1 protein-coding gene is annotated in these 1162 nt (G+C 32.3%); it reads right to left on the minus strand.

From position 1 onward, the window contains the following. Positions 1–1162: non-ribosomal peptide synthetase (locus ACVYAD_RS25000; RefSeq protein WP_476428286.1), on the minus strand; the 1162-nt coding region annotated here is incomplete at both ends.

Genomic DNA, 1162 nt, shown 5'->3' on the forward strand with positions numbered 1-1162 from the left:
ACAACGGCTGTTTCTTTTACATCGTCATGTTGTAATAATCTATTTTCTATCTCTCCAAGCTCTATTCTAAATCCACGTATTTTAACTTGGTTATCTATTCTACCTAAAAATTCGATATTTCCATCTGGTAACCATCTTGCCAGGTCTCCTGTTCTATACATTTTCTTTCCTGGCTCAAATGGATTTTCTACAAATTTTTCAGCAGTTAATTCAGATTTATTTAAATAACCTCGGGCAAGTCCATCTCCAGCTATACATAGTTCTCCTGGTACACCTGTTGGGACAACCTCATTTTTATTTAAAATATACAATTTAGTGTTATCTATAGGCTTTCCTATTGGGACTGATTTAATATTCTCATTACTATTACACTCAAAATAGGTTACATCTATTGTAGCCTCCGTAGGTCCATAAAGATTAATAAGCTTCTTGCCAGTTTTAAACTCTCTATAGAATTTCGATACTTGTTTAAAGTTTAAAGTTTCCCCACTAGCAAATATATGTCTTAAACTACCTAAATTTAAATTCATTCTATTTTCTTCTACAAAATCTAAAAAAATATCTAACATAGATGGAACAAAATGAATCGTTGTTATATTATACTTATTTATGGCCTCTATTATTTTCAGCGGTTCTTTTTCATCATTAGGACCCAACATACATACTTTAGCACCTACTAATGACCACCATAAAAGTTCCCATACAGATACATCAAAAGTATAGGTTGTTTTCTGCAAAATAGTATCTTCTTCATTTAGTGGATATTTTTTTTGCATCCAGTTCAATCTATTAACCAATGATTTGTGTTCAATCATTACTCCCTTAGGCATTCCAGTCGTACCAGACGTGTATATAACATATGCTAAATTTGTTGGCTTGTTAATTTTCTCAAGGTTACTTCCCTCTCCATTTAATATTCCTTTATCGTTAAAAATATCAATAAACTCACCTTCAAATTCAATAGCTTCTATTAAAGTATTTTTACTTAATAATACTTTACTTCCACTATCCCTTAACATATAGTCGATTCTCTCCTTCGGATAGTTCGGATCTATTGGTAAGTATGCTCCTCCTGCTTTTAGAGTGCCTATTATTCCCACTACCATCTCCAGCGATCTTTCTACCATTATTCCTACTATCGAATCAGCTTTAACACCTTTAG

This window comes from Lysinibacillus sp. G1-3 (assembly GCF_056322905.1).